Source organism: Enterococcus sp. DIV1083b (genome assembly GCF_051713705.1).
GTDB classification, from domain to species: Bacteria; Bacillota; Bacilli; order Lactobacillales; family Enterococcaceae; genus Enterococcus_D; species Enterococcus_D casseliflavus.
This window is the reverse complement of sequence record NZ_JBIOQJ010000001.1, coordinates 497,283-514,427: the sequence shown is the minus strand read 5'-3', so window position 1 is coordinate 514,427 and position 17,145 is coordinate 497,283. Positions and strand designations below refer to the sequence as shown.

Annotated in this window: 14 protein-coding genes; 2 read left to right on the top strand and 12 right to left on the bottom strand. The window is 44.3% G+C overall.

Annotation, left to right across the window (positions count from 1 at the left end; genetic code table 11):
• The first annotated feature begins 76 nt into the window (after window positions 1-76).
• Window positions 77-1,912 carry a DUF2264 domain-containing protein gene (locus IGI69_RS02375; protein ID WP_438739583.1) on the top strand — a complete coding sequence of 612 codons (1,836 nt, stop codon included), beginning with the start codon at window positions 77-79 and terminating at the stop codon, window positions 1,910-1,912.
• Window positions 1,913-2,158: 246 nt separating this feature from the next.
• Here IGI69_RS02375 and IGI69_RS02370 read toward each other — a convergent pair whose 3' ends face one another.
• Together IGI69_RS02370 and IGI69_RS02365 are read right to left on the bottom strand one after the other, a co-directional pair.
• Window positions 2,159-2,644 (bottom strand): hypothetical protein, encoded by a 486-nt coding sequence (locus IGI69_RS02370; protein WP_438739581.1) that lies wholly within the window; start codon window positions 2,642-2,644, stop codon window positions 2,159-2,161.
• A gap of 91 nt (window positions 2,645-2,735) precedes the next feature.
• On the bottom strand, window positions 2,736-3,503 hold the full coding sequence (locus IGI69_RS02365; protein ID WP_015508907.1) for an AraC family transcriptional regulator: 768 nt from the start codon (window positions 3,501-3,503) through the stop codon (window positions 2,736-2,738).
• Window positions 3,504-3,604: 101 nt separating this feature from the next.
• Here IGI69_RS02365 and arfA point away from each other — a divergent pair, with 101 nt between their 5' ends.
• On the top strand, window positions 3,605-5,137 hold the full coding sequence (gene arfA / locus IGI69_RS02360; RefSeq protein ID WP_077453702.1) for an arabinosylfuranosidase ArfA: 1,533 nt from the start codon (window positions 3,605-3,607) through the stop codon (window positions 5,135-5,137).
• Between the two features lie 242 nt (window positions 5,138-5,379).
• On the opposite strand, the gene adhE is transcribed toward arfA, so the two are convergent.
• From adhE to IGI69_RS02310, 10 genes are all read right to left on the bottom strand, one after another.
• Window positions 5,380-7,971, bottom strand: a complete 2,592-nt coding sequence (gene adhE / locus IGI69_RS02355; protein WP_010748754.1) for a bifunctional acetaldehyde-CoA/alcohol dehydrogenase — start codon at window positions 7,969-7,971, stop codon at window positions 5,380-5,382.
• Between the two features lie 228 nt (window positions 7,972-8,199).
• Window positions 8,200-8,700 (bottom strand): NUDIX hydrolase, encoded by a 501-nt coding sequence (locus IGI69_RS02350; RefSeq protein WP_438739578.1) that lies wholly within the window; start codon window positions 8,698-8,700, stop codon window positions 8,200-8,202.
• A 153-nt stretch (window positions 8,701-8,853) separates the two neighbouring features.
• Window positions 8,854-9,960 (bottom strand): M42 family metallopeptidase, encoded by a 1,107-nt coding sequence (locus IGI69_RS02345; protein ID WP_438739576.1) that lies wholly within the window; start codon window positions 9,958-9,960, stop codon window positions 8,854-8,856.
• A 12-nt stretch (window positions 9,961-9,972) separates the two neighbouring features.
• The gene (locus tag IGI69_RS02340) at window positions 9,973-11,043 is read right to left on the bottom strand and encodes a M42 family metallopeptidase (RefSeq protein ID WP_438739574.1); all 1,071 of its coding nucleotides are present in this window, start codon (window positions 11,041-11,043) and stop codon (window positions 9,973-9,975) included.
• 13 nt (window positions 11,044-11,056) lie between these two features.
• Complete coding sequence (locus IGI69_RS02335; protein WP_010748750.1) at window positions 11,057-11,578, bottom strand: GrdB-related putative oxidoreductase; 522 nt, start codon at window positions 11,576-11,578, stop codon at window positions 11,057-11,059.
• A gap of 13 nt (window positions 11,579-11,591) precedes the next feature.
• Entirely contained in the window at window positions 11,592-12,938 is a 1,347-nt protein-coding gene (locus IGI69_RS02330; RefSeq protein ID WP_438739572.1) for a PTS sugar transporter subunit IIC, read from the bottom strand.
• A 54-nt stretch (window positions 12,939-12,992) separates the two neighbouring features.
• Window positions 12,993-13,940, bottom strand: coding sequence for a N(4)-(beta-N-acetylglucosaminyl)-L-asparaginase (locus tag IGI69_RS02325; RefSeq protein ID WP_005227347.1), 948 nt, complete (start codon window positions 13,938-13,940; stop codon window positions 12,993-12,995).
• 125 nt (window positions 13,941-14,065) lie between these two features.
• Window positions 14,066-15,367, bottom strand: coding sequence for a Sapep family Mn(2+)-dependent dipeptidase (locus IGI69_RS02320; protein ID WP_438739569.1), 1,302 nt, complete (start codon window positions 15,365-15,367; stop codon window positions 14,066-14,068).
• 25 nt (window positions 15,368-15,392) lie between these two features.
• The gene (locus tag IGI69_RS02315) at window positions 15,393-16,121 is read right to left on the bottom strand and encodes a GntR family transcriptional regulator, LSA1692 subfamily (protein WP_438739567.1); all 729 of its coding nucleotides are present in this window, start codon (window positions 16,119-16,121) and stop codon (window positions 15,393-15,395) included.
• Between the two features lie 26 nt (window positions 16,122-16,147).
• Window positions 16,148-16,990 (bottom strand): YitT family protein, encoded by an 843-nt coding sequence (locus IGI69_RS02310; protein ID WP_005227341.1) that lies wholly within the window; start codon window positions 16,988-16,990, stop codon window positions 16,148-16,150.
• Between the last annotated feature and the right edge of the window lie 155 nt (window positions 16,991-17,145).

The following is a 17,145-nucleotide window of genomic DNA, read 5'->3' as shown; positions in this document are numbered from 1 at the left end:
AATCGAGAAATGTAACAGTTTCCATTTCTTTATTTTACTAAATAAAGTAAAATAACAAATAAAAGGAGCTGTTTACATGAGAAACTTCCAAGAAGCATTAAGTAAGAACCCTCTTCGAACCAAAACCGATCTAGAAGAGGCCCTTGTTGATCTGGTCACTCCCGTATACGAATGTATGGCACGACAAGGAACTCCCGGGAGGGTCCACCTAGGAAATTCAGGAGCAGTGTACACCCAGGAAAAGAGTGACGTCGAAGGCTTTTTACGGACACTCTGGGGATTGGGCCCATTGTTCAGCCAAGAAGAAGCGTGCCTTCGTTACCCAAAACTTTTTCAACAAGCCAATGCCGGGATCGTTGCAGGCACCACCCCGACCTCTCAGGAGTACTGGGGAAAACTGCATGACTACGACCAATTGTTTGTGGAAATGGGTGCCCTTGCTAGCTATTTGATTTTTACCAAACCCGTCTTTTGGGATCTCCTCACACCAAGAGAGCAAACAAATCTCTTTGATTGGCTCAATCAGATCAATCAGCACACCATCCCTAAAACCAATTGGCTCTTCTTTCGGATTTTAGTTAATACCTTCTTTGAAATGGCAGCATTGCCTTTTGTAGAAACCACCCTTTTGGCTGATCAAGAAGAGATCGAGAGGTATTACTTAGCAGACGGCTGGTATTTTGATGGCTATGAAAACCAAATCGACTATTATATTCCTTTTGGGATGCAATACTACGGACTCCTTTACAGTGTTCTTACCTGTCGTTCCCAATGCCCGTATCAGTTTAGCTATCGTCAAAGAGCTGCTACGTTTGCTCAATCCTTTAAGCAGTGGTTCACGAAAACTGGTGCAGCATTGCCTTTTGGTCGTAGTCTAACGTATCGGTTTGCGCAATCAAGTTTCTTTGCTGTCGGTGCTTTCGCCGATATAGAATATGAAGGCTTCACAAAAAATGAAGGAAAATATTTACTGTTACAAAACATGCGTTACTGGTTTCGCCAACCAATCTTTACGCAAGAAGGCTTTTTAAGTATTGGCTATGCCTACCCCAACCTAAATATGGCTGAAGGCTATAACGCACCAGGATCGCCTTATTGGGCTTTCAAAAATTTCTGTGTATTGGCAATCCCAGCGGATGCTGAATTTTGGACGCTTGAGGAGCAGGTGCCAACCTTTACCACACCGGTGCGCAATCCGCATAGTCGGATGCTCTTGGTGCATAACCAAGAAGGCACAGAATTGCAAGCTTTCACTGCGGGGCAACATTCCCACGAACATGCTCACGGCAATGCCAAATACGAAAAGTTTGTCTATTCGACAACGTTTGGGTTTAGCGTACCGAAAGCAACCGTTTTATTGAAACAAGGTGCCTATGATAATACATTGGCGATCTCAGAGGGGCAGACGGATTTTAAAACAGCTTTTGGTTACGAAGCCTTTGCGATTGAAGATGACTACGTCTATAGTCGCTGGCGCCCCTACGAGCAGGTCGTCATCGAAACCTTTGTGATTCCGATGTATCCTTGGCATCTGCGTTACCATCGGATTCAAACGGATCGAAGGTTGCAACTGGTCAATGGCAGCTTTGCAGCACCAGCTGATGGTGCTGCGCTTTCTAGCAAAGAAGGCACCTTTTATCAAAGCTCGGTTGGCTGTGCCGGTATCAAAAGCTTCCCGACGCATCAAGAAGGTACCCTCTTGATGCCAGAACCCAACACGAATCTACTTTATAGTCGAACAGTCATCCCTCAAATAAGCAAAACCGTTCTCGCCGGACAACAGGAATGGCTCGTTGCGTGTTTAGGCAATGCCTTTTCTGATCAGATTCCATCTTTTGATGTCACTATCACAGCGGACAAAGTAGCAATGAGCCAAGGGGATCAGAGAAAAACCATTCAGCTTAGCTACTAGCAAAAAAATTACTGGCAAATGCTAGTAGAAAAGCTACCGAAAACACCTTTCTGATTTACGGGATTGAAGAATGTCCCCCCCAGAAGTTCGATTTCAGTCTAAGGTTTCAGCGTCGGAACATTCTGATCTCTCCGTTTCTATTGGCAAAAAGCAAAAAAATACTTGTACCACAAAACGGTGCTTCACGTATTGTGAAGTGCCGTTTTTTTGGTACAAGTGATTCATGTTTTGATCGACGATCAGTGCTTATTTCCCAAAAAGCTTTTGGAGAAACCCTTTTTTCTCAGGGGCTTCCTTTGTTTCAGTCACCTGAAGCGGTCCAGTTTCCTTCACGACTTGCTGAAAGCCACGATTGTCTTGCAGCAACAGACCGTTTAGTTCCAGGATCCCAGACAGACTGCCAATCATCCGCCGCACCTCTCCCGCACTTTTACCGAAAAAGCGCTGGTCGTCATTTGCTTCGGCTTCTTCCAAAATAACCAGCAGCTGTTGGATGCTTTGATTTTGTTCACCTAAGACGTACGACAACTGGTCAACTTCCACTGTTGTAGTGGCCGCTGACGGTACTAAATCCGTTACGAGCTTTAAGCTATCTAAATAATCCTTTAAGTCAAAAATGAACGTTTGTGCCGCTTCATTGTTCATTAATTGGCTTTGACTCAACTTACTTTGTAGCGCTTCCAATTCGTTTGAACGTTTAGAAAGTTCGCTTACGATCGTTTCTGTATCCATACGCCACCTCCTAATGACATTGTCCCGTTTTCTCTTTCATCCGTCAAGAATTCGTCGGACTTTTTTCTGCGTTTTTACCGATCAGACCTGCCTATTGCTCCTGTTGGTACTTTGTCGGTGCACAGCCATAGCGCTTCGCAAAGAGCCGATTAAAATGGTTGATGTTTTGGAACCCTGATTGAAACGCCGCCTCTCGAATCGTTAGTGTTTCGTTGCTGCGTAAATAAAAAAACTTTTGAAACCGAGCTTGCAATAAATCTTCTTTGGGCGTGGTATGAAAAAATTGTTGATAGAGCTTATAGAATTGGCTTTTACCGATGGAAAGCTCTCGGCTAAACTGGTAAAAATCCCATTGCTGTTCGCAATTGACTAACATTTTCAACCGCATCGCTTGAAACAGTTGATAGTGTTCGTTTTGTGGTTGCGGGATGCTTTCTTCAAAATTGCGTTCAAGTAAGACCAATAGGTTTGTCATATACGCCGCGATCAATTCTTCCGTGTGCCGTTGTGGCAACAAGGATTCATGATTGATCTTTTGGATCAATTTGTTGATTTGTTGAATATTTTTCGGCTGGAACAGTTGATTACAAGGGATCGCATAGGTTTCTTCGATCACCTGATCCGTTTGAAACTCAACAAAGCTATTAAAAAAATCTTCTTTGCCACGATAATCTTGATAGACGGTTGGAGGAAAAAGAATGCAGCTACCTTTTTCACTAGTTTCTTGATGACCATCTTCAAAAGTGAAAACCATTGGAGACAACGTCAACACGAAAAGATAATGCTTTAAGCCAGAGGGGCGATAAATATGATCGGAAACAGCATTGTGCATTTGAAATCCTGAATAGGTTACGTTCAACTTCTCACTCCTTCCTACTTGTCTTTAGTATAAAGAAAACGGACAAAACGTCAATAGAATAAGACAGAATGTAGTGTTTATTTTCATGGACTATCGCTAAAATGAAAGAAAAGAAAGGGGTTGCAAAATTGAAGAAAACTACGATGTATTTAGACAAACACTTTATTTTGGCACCAGTCGACGAACGGATCTACGGCTCTTTTGTGGAGCACTTAGGGCGCTGTGTGTACGAAGGGATCTATCAACCAGAAAGTCCTTTTGCCGATGAGCAAGGCTTTCGTCAAGATGTCGCTGCCTTGATCAAGCAGTTGAATGTGCCGATCGTCCGTTACCCAGGAGGCAATTTCGTCTCTGGGTATAAATGGGAAGATAGCGTCGGCCCTAAAGAGCAACGGCCAGCAAAAATCGATTTGGCCTGGCGGGTGATCGAAAGCAATCAGTTCGGCTTAAACGAATTTATGGATTGGACCAAACAAGTCAATACGGCACCGATGATGGCGATCAATCTTGGGACACGAGGAATCGAAGCAGCGAAAAACTTGATCGAATACACCAATTTAAAAGGCGGCAGCTATTATAGTGACCTCCGTCGTGCCCATGGGGTGGCCGATCCTCATGACATCAAACTTTGGTGTCTAGGCAATGAAATGGACGGTCCTTGGCAAGAAGGACATAAGACAGCCGATGAATATGGCCGGCTCGCAGAAGAAGCTGGCAAAGCGATGCGTTTGGTGGACCCAACGATCGAAACCGTCGCTTGTGGTAGTTCTTCTCTCACGATGCCGACCTTTGGCATGTGGGAAGATACAGTATTAAGTCATTGTTACGATCAAGTCGACTACATTTCCATGCACCAATATTATGGCAACCGTAACGGCGATAGCCAAGATTATCTAGCAAGCAATGTCGCAATGGATCAGTTCATCAGTCAAGTCGCAGCAATCTGTGATGCAGTGAAAGCCAAACGCCGAAGCAAGAAGACGATCAATATTTCCTTCGACGAATGGAACGTCTGGTATCACTCAAATGAACAGGATCAAAAAATTGAACCTTGGAGTCAACACCCACCACAATTAGAAGATGTCTATCACTTTGAAGATGCGTTACTCGTCGCAAGCATGATGATCACGATGCTTCATCACGCAGATCGCGTTAAAATCGCCTGCATGGCACAGCTGGTCAACGTGATCGCACCGATCATGACTTCCGATACTGCCGCTTGGAAACAAACGATTTTTTATCCCTATGAAATGATCAGCAACTATGGTCGCGGTCACGTGTTGCATAGTATCCTTCGAGGAGCTGATTTCGATAGCAGCCACGGAAAAGCTTCTTATGTGGATGCCATTGCGATCGAAAATGAAGATGACTATTTGACCTTTTTCTTAGTAAATAAGGATTTGCAGGATGCCAATGAATTCACTTGCGACTTGCGTCAATATGATTCATTGCAAATCGCTACCCATCAAGTCTTGCACCACCCAGACTTGCATGCCGTCAATACCGAAGCAACCCCGAACAACGTTGTGCCCGTCAATGGAAAAACAGCGGAATTGAATGACGGCATTTTGCGTGTCGTCTTGGAAAAACAAAGCTTCCAGATGCTACGCTTGAAGAAAAACGTCAGCAAGTAACGAGCGTATCTGTTTTAGCCAAAAAAAGCAGCAGCCTTGGTGACATCCTGAAAAAAAGAGACTTTTACGGAGTGGAGAAATCCACTCCTTTTTTATGATCCCCCTGTTCACTTGCTATTTTTCGCATTCTTAACTGATCTGGGCAAAAAGGCGGCAACTGCCAGCTTGTTTTCCAAAAAAAGAGACGACAAAAGAACACCCTGCGGCAGCTAAGATACCGCAGGGTGTTCTTGATTCATTGTTTAGCCGTTATAGGCATCAACGATGATTTGTTTCAATTCAGAGATTAGTGGTTCTTTTGGATTTGCTGTTGTACATTGGTCTTCATAAGCCAATTCAGCCATGCGATCAACTGTTGTATCTAGTGTTTGTTGAGTGACGCCTTGCGCTTTCAAGCTCATGTCGATACCCACAGATTGTCCTAATTCGTAAACAGCTGTTGCCAATGCTTCAACCAATTCAGCCGTTGTTTTGCCTTTAAGGCCTAAGAATTTCGCAATGTCTGCGTAATCTGTATCGGCACGGAAGAAGTCATATTTAGGGAACATTGCATGTTTTTGTGGGTCTTTGGCATTGTAACGGATGATGTGCGGTAAAAGAATCGCATTTGTACGTCCGTGAGGAATACCATATTCACCACCGATTTTGTGGGCTACTGAGTGACAAATACCTAGGAATGCATTGGCGAAGGCCATACCTGCCATTGTTGAGGCATTATGCATTTTTTCGCGAGATTCCATATCAGGTGTTTTCACTGATTTTTCTAAGTAGTCAAAGACTAACTTGATTGCTTGTAAGCTCAATCCACGAGTGTAATCAGATGCCATTACTGACACATAAGATTCGATCGCATGAGTCAAAACGTCCATTCCAGTGTCTGCTGTAACAGAAGCAGGTACTGACATTACGAATTGAGGGTCAACGATTGCTACATCTGGTGTCAATGCGTAATCAGCTAATGGGTACTTCACGTGTGTTTCACTGTCAGTGATAACCGCAAATGGGGTTACTTCAGAACCAGTACCAGACGTTGTTGGGATACAAACGAATTGCGTTTTTTCTGGTTTGTCGATCTTGTATGTCCGTTTACGGATATCTAAGAATTTTTGTTTCGCGCCGAAGAATGAAGTATCTGGGTGCTCATAGAACATCCACATGCCTTTGGCAGCATCCATTGCTGATCCACCACCAAGGGCGATCACTGTATCTGGTTTGAAATCAACCATCATTTTTGTTCCAGCGTAAACGGTGTTTGTTGATGGGTTTGGTTCTACGTCAGAGAAGACTTCGATTTTCACGTCATTTTTACGACGAGCAAGTACTTCACGAACCGTATCGCAATAGCCGAATTGAACCATACCAGGGTCACAAACGATCATGACACGTTCAACGTTTTCCATTTTCTCCAAGTACATTAGAGAGTTCTTTTCAAAGAAGATTTTTGGTGGCAATTTAAACCATTGCATATTATTTCTCCGTTTCGCTACAGTTTTCACGTTGATCAAGTTCACAGCAGAAACATTTCGTGATACAGAGTTTTTCCCGTATGAACCACAACCAAGTGTCAATGATGGAATCATTTCGTTGTAGATATTTCCGATACCACCTTCTGCAGATGGTGTGTTAACTAAGATACGGCAAGCTTTCATGCGTAGGCCGAAGGCTAATTGCAAGTCTTCGTTTTCAGTGTGGATCACAGCTGTATGGCCTAATCCGCCTAAATCAAGCATTGCTTCACATTTTTCGAACGCGTCTTCTGTGTTGTTTGCTTTGATCATTGCTAAAACTGGAGAAAGTTTTTCTCTTGATAGTGGGTAATCAGCACCGACACCGTCAAGTTCAGCGATCAATAATTTTGTTCCTTCTGGTACGTTGATGCCTGCTAATTTCGCGATTTCCATTGCTGAATGTCCAACGATTGCTGGATTTACGGCATATTTTCCTTCGTTCATCACGGCATCTTCAAGTTTTTGTAATTCTTTTGCTTTTACAACATATACTTGATGTGCTTCAAATTCTGCTTTCACAGAGGCATAGACTTCTTTATCAACGATCACTGCTTGTTCAGAGGCACAGATCATTCCGTTATCAAAAGTTTTTGATACGATCAAGTCATTGACTGCTCGTTTCACTTTCGCTGTTTTTTCGATATATGCAGGTACGTTCCCTGGTCCAACACCTAATGCAGGTTTACCAGTTGAGTATGCTGCTTTGACCATGCCAGCGCCACCAGTTGCTAATACGATCGCAATTCCTGGGTGGTTCATCAATAAGCCAGTCGCTTCGATTGATGGATGTTCGATCCATTGCACACAGTTTTCAGGTGCCCCAGCAGCGATGGCTGCATCACGAACGATACGTGCAGCTTCTGCTGAACATTTTTGTGCAGATGGGTGGAAAGCAAAAACGATCGGGTTACGTGTTTTCAAAGCGATCATTGCTTTAAAGATCGTTGTAGATGTTGGGTTGGTTGTTGGTGTTACCCCACAAACGACACCAACTGGTTCAGCGATTTCGATCAAGCCTTTTTGTTTGTCTTCATTGATCACGCCGACTGTTTTGTCATGTTTGATACTGTTCCAAATATATTCTGAAGCGTACATGTTTTTGATCGCTTTATCTTCATAGATACCACGGCCAGTTTCTTCTACTGCCATTTTAGCTAAAGGCATATGTTTGTCTAATGCTGCCATTGCCATTTCATGAACAATGTGGTCCACTTTTTCTTGATCAAAGCTTTCCATTTCCTTTAACGCCACATTTGCCTTCGTTGCTAAATCGTCGATCATTGCTTGTACGTCGATTGTCACTTCTTTTTCCAATGTCTTAGCCATTGTATGTCCTCCTAGTTTTTAAACATGTTTTGTTTGTTAACTACTTCACATACAGATCATACAACATCTTTTTCCGTTTGTAAATAGTTTTTGTGATTTTTTTCACAGTTTTATTAAACTCCCTTTAAATTAAGCGTTTTCATCGTTTTGCACCGCAATATTCCTTGAAAAAACTATCCTAGGCAGTAAGAAAAATGAATGTGTTATATTGAACAATATCTAAATTATTTATAAAGATTCGTGAACATGTGGCTTACTTAAAACGGACCATTCCGCAATCCGCTGCCCTTTCTCAATGAATTGTTTTTTACGTCCGTACTCACAAGCCTTCAACACTAGCGGTGAGGCATTGGCGGCGTGAAATTGTTCCAGCGGCAAAAAGACACAGCCTAACGAATCTTGTCCATCAAACTGCGGGGCATGTGAAATTGGTGTTCCTGCTGTTTCTTCGATTTGATAAAAAACACAGATATGATTGTTCATTGTTGTCTCTTTGTATCGCCAAGGATAGAGAAAATTAATTGTTCCTAATTGATGATAGCTAGTGACGGTCATGCCGGTTTCTTCTTTAAATTCTCGGCACAGCGTGTCTTCCAGCAATTCACCTGCCTCCATGCTGCCGCCTGGTAAATCATAGCGGTTTTGATAAGGTCCCGCCTTCTTTTTGATGACGGCCAAGTAGTTGCCTTGAAACAAAATTCCATATACTCCAAATGCGGTATGGTACATCTTCTCAACTCCTTTTATTGATCATATATCTTCCAGAAGCAAGAAGCAACAGATTGCCAAGTTTGGCTTAATCCGCTGCTTTTGCATTCCTAATCGATGAACCAAAAAGACTGCTGACCAATCCTCTATCGCCAGCAGTCTTCTATTAATTGCCTAATCGCCTGAAGGAAAAACCCCCGCCGATTCTTTAAATTCACGAATATCGGAAGCTGAAAGTACATTCAAGAAGGCGCATAGCAAGTGAATGGTTTGACGATAATCTTCTTTATGAATTACCAAGCGGGAAGAATGCATATAGCGGGTGGGGATCGACAGGGTCATTGCTGGGATGCCTTTCATTGCTTTATGGATATTGCAGGCATCGGTGCCGCCAACAGTCATAAAATCGTGTCGGAAAGATAGCTGCTGCTCAAAAGCGAGTTCTTCCATTTTTGCCACAAGACCGGGATTGCCGATCGTCAATGAATCAAGTACGGAAAGCACGGTCCCTCCGCCTAATGTCAATCCGCCCTGATCAAACAAGGTATCTTCAGCTGTCGTCACATCCAATGCGATCGCTAAATCCGGTTTGATTTGGTGTGCGGCCGTGCGTGCACCGCGAATACCGACTTCTTCTTGAGTTGTAGCAGCAAAATAAACATCCACTGCCAATTCTGAAGAAGCTAAGTTTTTCATTACTTCGATACAAGCTGCTACGCAAACGCGATCATCCCAAGCTTTACCCAGCAAAAAATCAGGATCATTCATTTCACGAAACATCGTATGCGGCGTGACCATATCCCCAATGGCGATCCCCAGATCTTTTACAGCTTCTGCCGAGGCCACACCGAGGTCTAAGTAAAAACGATTTGCCGGAATGACTTTGTTTTTCTCGCCTGTCGGCATACCATGAGGCGCACGGCTTCCGATGACGCCCACAAATTTCTCTCCAGATACTGTGGTGACACGCATTTCCTGTGCCGGCATGACGTGTCCCCACCATCCGCCTACCGGCAGAAGTTTTAGATAGCCCGCATCTGTGATTTCTTTTACCATAAAACCTACCTCATCCATGTGAGCAGAAAGCATGACTTTCGGTGCATTTTTCTGTGTGCTTTTTTTGACGAGGATCAGCGAACCTAAGGCATCATAGAACAAGTCATCAACATATGGCTGTGTATATGCTTTGACGATACGAGACACTTCTTTTTCCCGCCCGCCTATCCCATCAGCTTCACTTAGGGCTTTCAGAAGCTGAATATCTATTGTTTGATTTGTCATTAAAATCGTCTCCTAGCGGTTTTCTTCTTTGAAAGAACGGATTGCTTCTTCGTCAAGCTCAGTCAAAAAACGCGCCAATGCTTGCAGTGCTGTTTCATAGTCGCGGCGGGCAACGACTTGAGAAGCAGTGTTCTTGTTCCGCACAGACAAACTCGCTAACAAAATAGGACATCCGGTACGCAATTTGTTGAACCAAGCCCCATCTGATGCTTCAAAGGAAAAATAACTCTGACAGGGTAGATTCGCAGTTTGACAAACTGCTTTCAAGCGCTCCAGCGGCAAGCGATTTGGCAGAACGGTCGGATTGTAATACGTCAGCAGAAGGCCTTTACCAAAAAAACCTTGCTGATCTTCTTGTTCGTTTTGGTAATCCATTGCCTGGGCAGTATCAAGAACGATCGTAAAATCCGGTGCTGTTACATTGGCTGCTGTCTGAGCTCCTCTGGTACCGACTTGTTCCTGCACCGTACAGCCGATCATCAGATCGTAGGGCAATTTGACACTAGCAGCTGCCATTGTTTTGACTAAATCAATGGTTTGACTAACATTGATGCGCCCGTTCCAATTGGACGCAATCCATGCTTGTCCATTGCTGGTTTCTTTCATTTTCGGCGCAAAGGTCACCATGTCACCTAAAGTGATTTCCTCCGCTAAAACCGCATCTTTTGATGAAAAACCAAAATCCAACAGTACTTCATCTTTTTGACTTTTGCCATGATTGTCTTTATCGATGCCTAAAACCACCCCAAAATACTTTTCACCGCTACGGGTGATTAGCCGAACTTCTTGCCCTAGCAAGCTGTTGGCTTCGATTTTTCCCATGATGAGTCCGCGGATCAGTCCATTTGCTTCGATTTTTTTCACGAAAAAGCCTGCTTCATCCATATGAGCGCTCACCAGCACTTTAGGAGCCGCCGGTCTTTCTGATCGAATGACGGCATAAATAGATCCTAGATTATCGTAGATGATTTCATCGCAATAAGGCGCATACTTTTTTGCCAGTAATGCGGCTATCGGCTTTTCTCGTCCGGAAACACCAGGTGTATAAACGACTTCTTCTAACTGACGCATTAATTCTTCCATATTCTCGCCCTTTCTAATAGCAGTGCTGTTCAGCGAAGGCAGTGATCTCTTGGTGTGCTGCTTTCATTTGGCAAAGCGTCAGCATATCATTCATTGCCTCGGTCAATCCAGTACCGCCTTTTTTCGGCATCTTCACGATAGTGACTTGGTCTTTATATGTTTCAATTGCCTGCTGGCACTCTGGCGACATGGCGGCAACTGCTGGGATCTGTACTTTTTCTTCAATGATCTGCGCTGTTTGGGCAGCCATCTCGCCATACTTTTCATAGTTGAAACAAGGTCCACATAAGACCGCATCTGCTCCGAGTTTTTGAGCCATAGCAGCAATTTTTAGTGACGATTCTTTCGGATTTTGTAAATAATAGTCATCTCCGCAATAAATAGTGGCGAGAACATCGATTTCCTTTTGTTTCAGCAATTTCTCAAACATTTTGACTGATCCGATCGCCGTTTTTTGTCCGCCAAGCGGCTGATCACCATGCTCCTTGCCGCCTAATCCTGCTTGAATCTGATCTAATAGAAAAATAATTTTCATGGTTGCATCCTTTCTAAAGCAAATGATCGATGGAAAGATCATCAAAAGATAATTCCAAAGCGTCATTTTTGGCTTTTTCTGCTTCACGTTCTTCCTTCAGATATTGTTTGTCCAGCGTCATAATAAACGGATAATAGATCAAGCATCCAATGGCTAACAAAACAAACTGCCAGATTGAAGCTACCAGACTACCGGTACTCAAGTAGCCGGAAAAACCGATCGGAGTTGTCCATGGTAAAGATATCCCTGTTGTATAAGGAATCAATCCAAGATTCGTTACGAGAGTCGACAGCAAAAGATTGATCATCGGCACGGCAATAAAGGGAATAATGATAATTGGGTTCAATACGACCGGCAAGCCGAAAATGATTGGTTCATTGATCCCGAAAATCCCCGGCACTAGTGATAGTTTCCCTAATTCTTTGATTCGTTTTGATTTACAAAACAGCACCATGATGATGACTAGTGACAACGTCGAACCGCCGCCGCCAAAATTGGTAAAGAAGTTTGAAAATGGATCGGTAAAGATATTCGGTAACGCTTGTCCCGCTTGAAATGCATCTAGATTTTCCATCGTTAAAATACGCAAAATCGGTGAAAAGACGGAATTGGCGACTGCTGGACCATTGATGCCGAAGAACCAGAAAATCGTACATGCCAGACTGTAAATCAATTGGGCAGTCAAGGTATTGCCCGCTCCCTTGAGAGGCATTTGCAAGACATTAAAAATAAAGTCATGTACGGTACCATACGCGGTCAATCCAAATAAAATGTTGATAATAAAGAATAAAAGCATAACGAGGGCACTCGGAATCAATGCGGCAAATGATTTTGTAACAGCAGGCGGAACCCCATCTGGCATTTTGATCGTCCACCCTTTTTTCGTTGTATAGGCATAGATTTCAACAGAAAGGATCGCTGTCAGCAAGCCGACAAAAATACCGTTTGTTCCTAAATGATTGAAAGAAAGCCCGCTTATTGGGTCCGCAACGCCTTCAACTACCAATTTATTCGGCGTTAAGATCAAAAAGGCGATGACGGCAACGGCAGCTGCTTGGATTGGGTCGGTCTTCTTTTCTCTTCCGTAGGCATAGGCTGTTCCTAAGCAAGAGAAAAAACCGACCGTATTAAAGACAGAACCGGAAACTCTAGTCACCCATGATTCCCACCCGCTGCCAAAAAGTCCTGCCCAAAATTCTGACCATCCTGGTATCGGGAAATTGGCAAACAGCAAGAAGATCGAGCCAACGATTACCAGCGGCGTTGTGATTAAAAAACCATCGCGTACAGCGATCAAGACTTTATTTTGTCCGAGTTTGACTGCCAGAGGCATCAAAATATTTTCAATTTTATTGAACATTCCATTCTTCCTTTCATCTTGTGTCTTTCATGGTAAAGCTGGTTGATTCCTTGATCAAACTGGCGCTTTGATCCGTTCTTCATACGCCTCCAACCATTCTTTCGTGATGGGTTCGATCACGGTTGTCTGCTCAGGTCCTGGTGTTGCCATAAAAATAGCAGGCTCTTGATTGGTGGTTGCGACACTAAAGGTAAATTCTACATTGGTTGCCACCCCCCAGCGACCCTGTTTATCTAAGGCGATCAGCGAGAAGGCGCCGGCTTTGCCGTAGCGCTTCTTCAATCGCGCTTCAAAGTCGTAAACGGCTTGATCACATGCTTCTTGCGGTGCTAGCCCTTCTCCCATCAAACGGACGATTTCGTAGGAAAGGCAGCCTTTCATCAAGTCTTCCCCTAACCCTGTGGCAGCGGCACCGCCGATTTCACTATCCACATAAAAACCAGATCCAGATAAAGGTGAATCGCCAACACGACCGCTTTTTTTCATAAATAAACCAGAACTAGAGGTTCCTGCTGCCATGCTTTGGTGTTCATCCAGCGCAACTACTCCCACTGTATCGTGGCCGTCATAGGGATCGAGGTTGTTGGCAGCGATCTCTGCTTTGCGCTTTTCCCAAATGGTTTTGGCTCGCGGTGTCAGCATCTCTTTGGGCTGGAATCCTTCGGCAAGCGCATAAGCGACCGCTCCTTGGCCGATCCGAAAACTATTGAATTTTTCCTCACTTAGGCTGCGTGCCACGGAAATAGGATTTTCCACATCGACGATCCCAGCGACGGCACCAATTTTGAAGGTATCACCATCCATGAAGGCAGCGTCCATTTCCAACACGCCTTCTTCGTTTGGCAGTCCGCCATACCCCACCGATTTATAAAATGGATAATCTTCCACTGCTTTAATGGCTGTTTCTACTGCATCTTGGCAGGAGCCCTGTTGCTCTAATATTGCTTTAGCAGCGAGCACGCCATCGTGTGCCATCCGCCATGTAGCAATCATTCCCCACATAACTATCCCTCCATTTTTCATAGCGCTTTCAAGTATATTCTATACGGTATATACTAGTATGTCTATACTAAAAAAAAGAGTTTCTCAAAAAAATTGGAAAAACTCTTCTTCGTTCGTGTCTTCGCTTATTTTGTCAGTGCTTGTAAACTGCGCAAATAAATTTCAAGATTCGTCCGTAGATCGGCAACCGCCATGTACTCATCTTGGTTATGAGCGATCCCTTTTTGCCCTGGAAAAGACGGACCAAAAGCAAGGATGTTTGGCATCTTGCGGGCATAGGTTGCTCCTGTAGTCGTCACGGGGGTTGGATCATTGCCCGTTACTTGGTGATAGATCGTCGATAGCTTTTGGATTTCGGGAACATCTTTTGATCGGCAGAACCCTGGAATGCTGCGAAGGATCGTAAGTCTTGCCCCTTTTGGCAATGCCTTTTGCACCCCAGCGAGCACTTGTTCCTCCGTTACCGATACAGGATAGCGAAAGGCCACTTCTAACGCTAGTCCACTGGCGGATTTTTGGAGAACCACAGGGGTCAAGATCAATTTTCCTGAGTCGGCATCTTCTAGTACTAAATCAAGGCCTTCGCCATAGTGCTGCTGGTGAAAACTTTGGGTGATCCACTGCAAAGCTGCTTGCAATGACGGTGTCTCCGCTAGTTGCGGTGCTGCTTGCTGCGCAAGTTTTGTAATGGCATTGTCCCCTAGCTCAGGGGCATTGCTAGGGGAGCGTTTGCCTAGTGCTTCAAAGGACTGGCTGCCTACGGTTACCGATAGGTGGTCTGGCACATGATCGCGGAATTGATCGCCAGAAAACGCAGCTAACAGCTGCTGTTCTTGGACGGGCAATGGAAAATCAAGTTGCACATTGACGACACCCCGTTCGCCGTAAACCACTGGATACTTGCAGTCTGGCGTAAAACCAAAACGCGGTGGCTGCTCAACCGCTAGATAATGCGGGATATCCGACATGCCGCTTTCTTCATCTGTACCGAAAATGATCCGCAACGGTAATTGCGGTTGATGACCAAGGTCTTTCAATAATTTCATGGCAAACAAACAGCTGATGATCGGCCCTTTGTTATCTAAGATCCCTCGGCCATAAAAGTTGCCGTCTTTTTCAGTTAGTGCAAACGGTGGGTAGCTCCAGCCAGAACCTGCCGAGACGACATCCAAGTGTCCTAACACACCGATATAGTCGGTATCCGTTGGTCCCCAATGGGCATAGCCGATCGCATCATCGATGACCGTTGTTTGAAACCCGTATGCTGCGCTTTTTTCCATGACGTATGCTAACACTTCTCGTGGTCCTGTGCCATAAGGCGCATGGGGTGCCGGCTCACCTTTGACGCTTGCGATCTGCATCACTTCGCTCAAAAGCGTGAGAAATTCTGACCAATTGGCTTCAATACTTGCTGTGAGTGGATCCATTGTCTTCACCTCTAAAGGATTGATTTTATTTTTGACGCACTAATGTATTTTTGAAGGTATATTTGTCTGCTCGGTAATAGGATGTATCGTATAAGATCGGTTTGGCTGATGCGGAATAGGTCATCGAATGGACCAAAAGCATCGGTTCCTCTTGAGGCACCTGTAAAAGTTTCGCAATATCGGCAGGACTTTTCACAGCTTCCACCTCTTGATGGGAATAACCAATCTCGATGTTGGCTTCAATGACTTGATACAAAGACGACTCTAATTGAGCTTTCGTGAGTTCTGCGGTGTCTTTTTGCAGATAGCGTTTCAGTACGTAAAGATTTTCCACCGTCATCGGCTCATCATCAAAGTAACGCAAGCGCACCAAATAAACGATCGGTTCCTTGGCGTAATCGCCAAACAGCTGACCAATCTCTATCGGGAGCTCTTTGACGGTTTCGATATGCAAAACTTCCGTACGGGTCTTTTTCCCTTGGATTTTGGCGGTCTCGGTAAAACTTTGGAGCCCGCCAGAGCCGCTTTGGATCTTGGGCTGTTTCATGACATAGGTTCCTTTGCCTTTTTCTTTCACTAACAAATTCTGGCCAATCAATAGATCGATGGCTTTGCGCACCGTTAAACGGCTACACTGAAATTCCTCTGCTAAATCATAATCGGAAGGAAGCTTTTGGCTCGTCACGTACGTACCTTCATGAACCCGTTGCGCAATCTGCTGGGCAACTTCTTGAAATACTGCTTGTTTTTTCAACGTCTCTCCTACTTTCTTTCACTTTGCTACCATTCATAAAACGATCGATTGGCACTGACGCCAGAAGAAACACTGACAAATGCTTGTTCATCGATTCCTTGGATCATGCCTTCGACAGTCTTGAGTTCTCTATGGGAAATGACCAGTAATAATAGTTTTTTCTGTTGATGATCAAATCCACCTTCGACATCGTTGATGACCGTGATGCCTCGCTGCAAGGCACATTGCAACGTCGTAATGACGGGTTCTGCTTTTTCTGTAACGACCAGCAGCTGTACACGCCGCTGCTTCAGGTTGACGTAGTCGACCATCCGCCCACTGATGAAGAAGGAAATGGCACTATAAAAAGCATAAGGCCAACCAAAGATCAGCCCAGCTGCTAGCTGCAAACTGACATTGAAGCCGATAAAGAAACTGCCGATACTTCTACCAGTGGCTTTTTTCACTAAAATCCCTAAAATGTCAAGCCCACCCGTTGAAAAATCGTCGTTCAATGTCAAGCCCACCGACACCCCGTGCAGCAATCCGCCAAACACGGCACAGATCACCGGATCGGTCGTTAAAGCAATGACCGGTACTACCTTCATCATAACAGAAGACAGGACGACGGTACAAACCGTCATGATGGTAAATTCTCGATCGATTTTGACCCAAGCAACCGCTAACAATGGCGCATTAAAAAAAAGCACCAAAAGCGGGATCGAAAGCTGCAGATTCAACTGCTCATCTAAAAGCTGCGACAACAATTGCGACAAACCAGTGATCCCACTCGCATAAATATTTCCCGGCAGCCAAAAGAGATTTAGGGCAATCGACGACAGCAATGCATAGATCAAAGCAACAAGCATTCGTTTTCTATAACGTGCCATGTTTTTCCTCCTCCACTTCGCTTTTAGTATATATCATTAAGTATATACTGTCACGCAGAAAAAGCAGGCGAAATGAGGGGAAAAACAGGAACGAAGCAATGTAAAAATACGCCAAAATCAAGGAGTAAAACGTTGGTATCAAAGGTTTTTTAAGA

What these genes read in the sequence shown, in the direction of transcription:
- IGI69_RS02330 (WP_438739572.1), bottom strand. Translation starts at nt 12,938, where the DNA reads ATGTTCAATAAAATTGAAAATATTTTGATGCCTCTGGCAGTCAAACTC.
- adhE (WP_010748754.1), bottom strand. Translation starts at nt 7,971, where the DNA reads ATGGCTAAGACATTGGAAAAAGAAGTGACAATCGACGTACAAGCAATG.
- IGI69_RS02325 (WP_005227347.1), bottom strand. Translation starts at nt 13,940, where the DNA reads ATGTGGGGAATGATTGCTACATGGCGGATGGCACACGATGGCGTGCTC.
- IGI69_RS02375 (WP_438739583.1), top strand. Translation starts at nt 77, where the DNA reads ATGAGAAACTTCCAAGAAGCATTAAGTAAGAACCCTCTTCGAACCAAA.
- IGI69_RS02345 (WP_438739576.1), bottom strand. Translation starts at nt 9,960, where the DNA reads ATGACAAATCAAACAATAGATATTCAGCTTCTGAAAGCCCTAAGTGAA.
- IGI69_RS02310 (WP_005227341.1), bottom strand. Translation starts at nt 16,990, where the DNA reads ATGGCACGTTATAGAAAACGAATGCTTGTTGCTTTGATCTATGCATTG.
- IGI69_RS02340 (WP_438739574.1), bottom strand. Translation starts at nt 11,043, where the DNA reads ATGGAAGAATTAATGCGTCAGTTAGAAGAAGTCGTTTATACACCTGGT.
- IGI69_RS02320 (WP_438739569.1), bottom strand. Translation starts at nt 15,367, where the DNA reads ATGGATCCACTCACAGCAAGTATTGAAGCCAATTGGTCAGAATTTCTC.
- arfA (WP_077453702.1), top strand. Translation starts at nt 3,605, where the DNA reads ATGAAAGAAAAGAAAGGGGTTGCAAAATTGAAGAAAACTACGATGTAT.
- IGI69_RS02350 (WP_438739578.1), bottom strand. Translation starts at nt 8,700, where the DNA reads ATGTACCATACCGCATTTGGAGTATATGGAATTTTGTTTCAAGGCAAC.
- IGI69_RS02370 (WP_438739581.1), bottom strand. Translation starts at nt 2,644, where the DNA reads ATGGATACAGAAACGATCGTAAGCGAACTTTCTAAACGTTCAAACGAA.
- IGI69_RS02335 (WP_010748750.1), bottom strand. Translation starts at nt 11,578, where the DNA reads ATGAAAATTATTTTTCTATTAGATCAGATTCAAGCAGGATTAGGCGGC.